The sequence below is a fragment of the Bacteroidota bacterium genome (genome assembly GCA_016195025.1).
GTDB lineage: Bacteria > Bacteroidota > Bacteroidia > Palsa-948 > Palsa-948 > Palsa-948.
The window spans coordinates 1-7,698 of the sequence record JACQAL010000011.1 but is presented as its reverse complement, the minus strand read 5'-3'; the positions used below and the strand labels follow the sequence as shown (position 1 = coordinate 7,698).

Genomic DNA, 7,698 nt, shown 5'->3' with positions numbered 1-7,698 from the left:
GAATGAATTCCCATTCTCAAGCTCCATTTATTATTCTGCTCTTTCATCCACGATTGGATTTCGATTCCGGCTTTTACAATTTCTTCTGCATGGTTTGAATTCGGAGTCGGAAGTCCGCTGGCGCACATGTAAGCATCTCCAATCGTTTTTATTTTTTCGATGTTGTATCTGGAAATTATTTCATCAAACTTCTTGAAAAGAAAATCCAATTCACTTACTAATTCTTCCGCAGAAAGTTTTTCTGCAATGGTGGTGAACCCTTTGAAGTCGGTGAACATGACTGTTACGCTTTCGTAATGCTTTGCTTTTGCTTTTCCGTTCGCCTTTAATTCTCTCGCTGTTTCCGCAGGAAGAATGTTCAGCAAAAGTTTTTCTGATTTCTTTCTTTCACGGAAAATAAAGATGGAAAGAAAAACAACAATCAGCAATCCGCCAACCACTGACCAAATCACAATCTTCTGTCTGTTCAGTTGTGCATCCTGAAGTTCTTTGTCTTTATTCAATAAAGTAATTTGCTGTTCTTTCTTCTCCGTTTCGTATTTGGTTTGCATTTCGGCAATCTGCTTGGAGGATTCTTCATTGAGGAGTGAGTCCTTGGCGTTGGAATATTGCTGATGATGTTCGTAGGCATTTTTATATTCTCCCTTTTCAAAATAGAGTTCGCTGAGGAGTTGATGCCCTTCCTTAATATCCGCCAGCGAACCAATTTCCCTGGCTAAGGCAAGCGACTTCAGCAGATAGTGCTCTGCTTGGGCATATTTTTTTTGCTTAGTATAAGCCGAGCCGATGTTACCGAGTTCTATTGTCATTCCACTTTTATCTCCCATTTCTTCATTTATTTTCAACGCCTTAAAATAGTATTCCAATGCTTTGGGATAATCGGCTTGAGCAGAATAGATAACACCGATGTTGCCGAAAGTGTTTGCTTGCGATTGTTTGTCTCCGAGTTCATCCGCCATTTTCAATCCTTTGAAAAAGCATTCCAACGCTTTTGTATTATCGCCTTGCTGATAATAAACAGTTCCGATGTTGTTGAGATTGGCTGCAATTCCATTTTTTCTACCAAGTTCTTCATCCATTTTCAATGCCTTGAAATAGTATTCCAATGCTTTGGGATTGTCGCCCTGTTCTTTATAGACAATTCCGATGTTGCTGAGAATGACTGTGATTTTATTTTTATTTCCTACTTCTTCAAATGTTTTCAATGCCTTGAAATAGTATTCCAATGTTTTCGAATAATTGCCTTGTCTCCAATAGACAGTACCGATGTTGCCGATAGTTTTTGCGATTTCGCTTTTGTCTCCAATTTGTTCTTTTATTTTCAACGACTGAAAATAGTATTCCAATGTTTTTGGATAGTCGCCTTGATAGAAATAGGCAATTCCGATGCCGTTGAGGGCTTTGGCTTTTAATCCTTGAAGGTTTTGACCGTTGCAAAGAAGGAGGGCTTTATTTCCATAATGAATGGCAGAATCATATTCTCCTATGAAAGGGTATTCATCGCAGAGTGTAAGAAGATGATTAATTTGAGTAGTGCCGGATTTGTCTTTCCGTAAGAGGGTTAAAAGAGAATCAACTTTTCTTTGCTGGGAAAAACCGGAAATGCTGAAAAGAAAAAAAGTTATTTGCAAAAGTTTTTTCATGTCTTCTCCACAAAATACATTTCTATTTCGCCTTTGTTCTTGGCGGGGATTTTTCCGCGTAACTTGAATTCTAATCCTTCAAGGTTTTCAAAACCTTGAAGGATTTGGTACGTTGCGCCCGAAATATTTATTTTACCCGGCTCACCCGATGATTCCATTCTTGAAGCGGTATTTACTGTGTCTCCCCAAATATCATAAGCGAATTTCTTGTCGCCCACAACTCCTGCGGTGACAGACCCGCTGTGAATCCCAATCCTCAAATTCCAATCGGCCGTCCACAATTTTTGTTTTTCATTTGCCGATTGCAGACTGCTGATTGCAGACTCTTCCATGAATTTCTGAATCTCCAATGCAGCGCGAACAATATTCTCTGCATGATTTGAATTGGGAGTTGGCAGTCCGCTGGCGCACATGTATGCATCACCAATCGTTTTTATTTTTTCAATATTGTATTTGGAAATGATTTCATCGAACTTCTTAAAAAGAAAATCAAGTTCCGAAACTAATTCTTCTGCTGAAAGTTTTTCTGCTATTGTTGTGAACCCCTTGAAGTCGGTAAACATTACGGTTACGCTTTCGTAATGTTTTGCTTTTGCTTTTCCATTTGCCTTGAGTTCTCTTGCGGTTTCGACTGGTAAAATATTTAAAAGAAGTTTTTCCGATTTTCTTCGCTCGCGAAAAATGAAGATGGAAAGTGTCAGCACCACAAACAATCCTCCTCCGACTGACCATATCACAATCTTCTGCCGGTTGAGTTGTGCGTCTTGTAATTCTTTATCCTTATTCAGTAAAGTAATCTGCTGTTCTTTCTTTTCTGTTTCATACTTGGTTTGCATTTCTGCAATTTGCTTGGAAGATTCCTCATTGAGCAAACTGTCTTTGGTATCGGAATAAAGTTTGTGGTATTCGTATGCGTTTTTATAGTCGCCCATTCGCTGATAGGTTTCTGATAAAAATTGAAACGCATTCTTTATATCAAATTTGGAATTGATTTGCTTTGCAAGAGCAAGCCCTTTTTTAAGATACTCAATTGCTTGTTCAAACTTTTTTTGTTTCCCATATACATATCCGATATTGTATAAATTCATACTGGTTTGGTCAGGCACTTTAAGTTCCTCGCTCAACTGCAATGCTTTAAAATAATAATCAAGCGCCATATCATATTTTCCTTCTTCATCATAAGCGCTGCCAATATCATTAAGCATAGTGGAGATACTTTTTTTGTCGCCTGTTTTTTCATCAATCGCCAATGATTGTTTAAAATAATCTATTGCTTTTTCATAGTTTTTCTGACTGAAATAAATGATTCCTATTCCACTGAGCGGAGAGGCTGTATGTTGTTGAAGCCCGTTTTCATTTAAAATTTTTATGGCTGTATTATAATATTCCAACGCCTTAACATTGTCCCCGTTTTGAGCAAGTATTTCAGCAAGATCACCGTAACAATTTGCTTCTCCGTGTTTATTGCCTGTGATTTCCATTGTCTTTAATGATTTCCAAAAATATTCACTTGCATGGGCATAATCTCCATTATTGAAATAAGCACCGCCAATATCTTCATATGACGCAGCCATGCCTTTGCTGTATCGGTTTTCTTCCCATATTGTTTCCGCTTTTAAAAAATAATTCAGCGCCTCGTTTAAATTTCCATGCCGCTTGCAAGTCAAACCCATTTGCCTAAATGCTTCACCGATGTCATTTTTATAATTTAACTTTTGCGATAAATTCAAAAGTTCCTGAGCTTGTTTCATAGATTTATCATATTCGCCAGCATCCCGATATTCGCTGCATAGTTTTTTAAGAATCTTAACCTTCTCCTTCTCGTCATGTACAACCGGGAATAGTTTCTCCAATGAATCAATTTTTTTTTGTTGTGCGAATATAAATGTACAGATATGCAGGTGTATAAATGTGAATATGAAAATAAAAAGCCGTTTCATTTTTTCATTGCTAAATTATTTTCTCCATCGCGCTTTGCTTCACAAAGTACATATCAATCTCTCCTTTGTTTTTGGCGGGTATTTTTCCGCGGAACTTGAATTCTAATCCTTCAAGGTTTTCAAAACCTTGAAGGATTTGGTACGTTGCGCCCGAAATATTTATTCTTCCTGCCTCTCCCGATGATTCCATTCTGCTTGCCGTATTCACCGTATCCCCCCAAATATCGTAAGCGAATTTTTTATCGCCCACTACTCCAGCGGTAACAGGTCCCGAATGAATACCAATCCTCAAATTCCAGTCGGCAGTCCGCAATTTTTGTTTTTCATTTGCCGATTGCCGGTTGCTGATTGCAGACTCTTCCATGAATTTCTGAATCTCCAATGCAGCGCGAACAATATTCTCTGCGTGATTTGAATTTGGAGTTGGCAATCCTGAGGCGCACATATAGGCATCTCCGATGGTTTTTATTTTTTCAATGTTATACTTAGAAATTATTTCGTCAAACTTCTTGAAAAGAAAATCTAATTCTGAAACTAATTCCTCCGCAGAAAGTTTTTCTGCGATGGTGGTGAATCCTTTGAAGTCGGTAAACATGACGGTTACGCTTTCGTAATGCTTTGCTGTTGCTTTACCATTTGCTTTTAATTCACGCGCGGTTTCTACAGGGAGAATGTTCAATAAAAGTTTTTCTGATTTCCTTCTCTCACGGAAAATGAAAATGGAAAGTGTCAGCACAACAAGTAATCCTGCCGCTACTGACCAGATAATTATTTTCTGTCTGTTCAGTTGAGCATCCTGCAATTCTTTATCCTTATTCAGCAACGTTATCTGTTGTTCCTTTTTTTCAGTTTCGTACTTGGTTTGCATTTCGACTATCTGCTTTGAACTTTCTTCGTTGAGGAGTGAATCTTTTACATCGCTATAAAGTTTGTGATACTGATAGGCATTTTTAAAATCACCCGATAGTGCCGACAATTGTGATAATTCTTTGTAACTATCTTGAATGTCATCTTTGTTTTTAATTTCTATGGACAATTGCAATGCGTTTATAAAATAGTTCTTTGCTTCCTTATATTTTTTGTCTTCAGTAAAAATAGTTCCAAGGTTGATATAAGAAGTTGCTACGCCTTCTTTATCACCAATTTCTTCTCTTATTTTTAATGCGCCAAGATGATTTTTCAATGCCTCTTTGCGGTTACCCTGTTTGTTGTAAATGGTTCCGATATTATTGTAAGAATTGCCGATTCCTCTTTTGTCGCCAATTTCTATTTTTATTTTTAGTGCTTTCAAATGATTTTTCAGCGCCTCCGAATATTTATTTTTCATATCTAAAGAATCGTGGCGGGTGCCAAGCGAATCGCCCTGATATTCATAAATAGAACCGATATTATTGTAGGAAGCCGCGAGACCTTTTTTGTCGTTGATTTCCTCTCTTAACGTTAATGCTTCCAAATGGTTTTTTAATGCTTCGGTCGAGTTTCCCTGTTTCCAATAAACAATTCCGATATTATTGTAAGAAGAAGCCATGCCTTGCTTGTCACCAAACACCTCATCTATTTTTAATGATTGCAAAAAATTATTTAACGCTTCAGGATAATTGCCTTGGTTTTTATAAATAAGTCCTATGCCGTTGTAAGTTGTGGCAAGTCCTTTTTTATCGCCAAGTTCTTTCATTATAGTTAGGGCTTGCAAGTGATTCTTCAATGCCTCCGTATAATCGCTTAGATTCCGATAACTGATTCCGATGTTATTGTAAGCTGTAGCGAGCCCCTTTTTAAAATTCAATTTTTCACAGAGAGATAATGCATTTGTGGCGTATTGTTTTGATTTATTAAAATCTCCTGTTCGCCATAATTGCATACTCAAAGCGTTCAAAGTATTCACTTTGTTTGTATCTTCCTTTGCAGTTTTCAAAACATTCTCCAATGAATCAATTTTTTTTTGCTGAGAAAATAAAGTGATAGTAATAAGGAGAAAAAGTAAACTATGTACTGCTTTTTTCATTTACGATTTCTCAACAAAATACATTTCTATTTCTCCTTTGTTCTTTGCGGGGATTTTTCCTCGGAACTTGAATTCTAATCCTTCAAGGTTTTCAAAACCTTGAAGGATTTGGTACGTTGCGCCCGAAATATTTATTTTACCCGGCTCGCCTGAAGATTCCATTCTGCTTGCCGTATTCACCGTATCTCCCCAGATATCATAAGCAAATTTTTTATCGCCTACTACTTCCCACGCGCAAGCTCCATTTATTATTCTGCTCTTTCATCCACGATTGGATTTCGATTCCGGCTTTTACAATTTCTTCTGCATGGTTTGAATTCGAAACCGGCAAGCCGCTTGCGCACATATACGCATCTCCGATGGTTTTTATTTTTTCGATGTTGTATCTGGAAATTATTTCATCAAACTTTTTGAAAAGAAAATCTAATTCTGAAACTAATTCTTCCGCAGAAAGTTTTTCGGCAATGGTAGTGAACCCTTTGAAGTCGGTAAACATAACAGTCACGCTTTCGTAATGACGCGGAGATGCTTTTCCTTTTGATTTGAGTTCCTTCGCTGTTTCTGCCGGTAAAATATTCAGCAAAAGTTTTTCTGATTTTCTTCTCTCGCGGAAAATGAACACTGAAAGTATCAGCACCACTAAAAGTCCTGCTGCAACATATAAAATTATTAATCTTTGTCGCTGTAATTTAAGAAACTGCAGATCTTTATCTTTGTTCAAAAGTGTTATCTGCCGCTCTTTCTTCTCCGTTTCGTACTTGGTTTGCATTTCTGCAATTTGCTTGCTGCTTTCTTCATTCAGCAAACTGTCTTTGGTATCGGAATAAAGTTTATGGTATTCGTATGCTTTCTGGAAATTATTCTGATGCTCATAGCAGGAAGCGAAATTCTCATATACTGCTTCAACAAGGTCTTTGTAATTATTTTTTTTTGCAATTCCCAATGCCCTTTCAAAGTATTCGAGCGCCTTCAGAAAATTTTTCTCTTCGTCATACACGCTGCCTATATTTGCAAGCAGCGAAGCAATGTCTTTCTGGTCGTTAATGCTTTCGAATTTTTTTTGCGCTTCTTCATAATTCTCGCGGGCTTTTGCAAAATATTTTCGCATGTAATAAACATTGCCTATGTTGATTAAACTTTCGGCAATGCCCTGCGTGTTATTTCTTTCCTGTTCAAGTTTTAAGGATTGCTGATTGTAATCGAGCGCTTTGATGTAATCGCCTTTAAGCATATAGCAGTTGGCGATGTTGGCGGTGAGGGCTGCCATTCCCTGCTTATTACCCCTTTTTTTTTCTGTTTCAAGCGCTTTTTCAAAATGAAGAATGGCATCATTTAAATTATTCTGAACATAATATACATTTCCTATTTCTGTGTTGGCGGAAGAAATTAATTCTTCGTCCCGTGTACTGTCCGCTATTTTCATTAACTCCAGCGAATGCTGAATGGCTAGGGCATAGCTTCCTTGTCTCCTGTAATATTTTATTATCGTTATTAAATTTATTGCAATTCCCCTCTGAAAATTTATACGTTGAGCGAGATGAAGCCCGCGCTGGGCAAAAGCATTTGCGCTGTCATCGCTGCAGCAAAAATATTCATCGCTGATTTTAAAAAGCAAGATAACTTTTCCCGTATCGGTTTTGCACTCCGCGAGCAGGTGGGTTAAGGAATCCAGCGCTTTATTCTGACCCAAGCAGGAAACAGAAAATAAAAAACCGCTAAAAAGAATAATAAGTTTTTGCATCACATAAAGTTATTTGCTTTCCACAAAATACATTTCTATTTCGCCTTTATTCTTGGCGGGAATTTTTCCGCGGAACTTGAATTCTAATCCTTCAAGGTTTTGAAAACCTTGAAGGATTTGGTACGTTGCGCCCGAAATATTTATTCTTCCTGCCTCACCCGATGATTCCATTCTGCTTGCCGTATTCACCGTATCCCCCCAAATATCGTAAGCGAATTTTTTATCGCCCACCACTCCAGCCGTGACAGGCCCTGAATGAATTCCCATTCTCAAGCTCCATTTATTATTCTGCTCTTTCATCCACGATTGGATTTCGATTCCGGCTTTTACAATTTCTTCTGCATGGTTTGAATTCGGAGTCGGAAGTCC

Annotated in this window: 4 protein-coding genes and 2 pseudogenes; all 6 read right to left on the bottom strand. The window is 37.7% G+C overall.

What is annotated here, in order from left to right; all coding sequences use genetic code 11:
- Positions 1-1,643, bottom strand: a 1,643-nt coding sequence (locus HY063_01475; protein ID MBI3500436.1) for a tetratricopeptide repeat protein, incomplete at its 3' end; no start/stop codon positions are given.
- On the bottom strand, positions 1,640-3,496 hold the full coding sequence (locus HY063_01470) for a tetratricopeptide repeat protein (GenBank protein MBI3500435.1): 1,857 nt from the start codon (positions 3,494-3,496) through the stop codon (positions 1,640-1,642). The genes HY063_01475 and HY063_01470, both read right to left, overlap by 4 nt.
- Before the next feature lie 97 nt (positions 3,497-3,593).
- Complete coding sequence (locus tag HY063_01465; GenBank protein ID MBI3500434.1) at positions 3,594-5,588, bottom strand: tetratricopeptide repeat protein; 1,995 nt, start codon at positions 5,586-5,588, stop codon at positions 3,594-3,596.
- Positions 5,589-6,357 (bottom strand): annotated as a pseudogene (locus HY063_01460) (adenylate/guanylate cyclase domain-containing protein). It abuts the gene before it with no gap.
- 291 nt (positions 6,358-6,648) lie between these two features.
- Positions 6,649-7,329, bottom strand: a pseudogene (locus tag HY063_01455) (tetratricopeptide repeat protein).
- 9 nt (positions 7,330-7,338) lie between these two features.
- Positions 7,339-7,698 (bottom strand): adenylate/guanylate cyclase domain-containing protein (locus tag HY063_01450; protein ID MBI3500433.1); only part of this gene is annotated, 360 nt, incomplete at its 5' end.

Excerpts from the sequence above, each read along its gene's own strand:
- HY063_01465 (MBI3500434.1), bottom strand. The coding sequence starts at position 5,588 with ATGAAAAAAGCAGTACATAGTTTACTTTTTCTCCTTATTACTATCACT.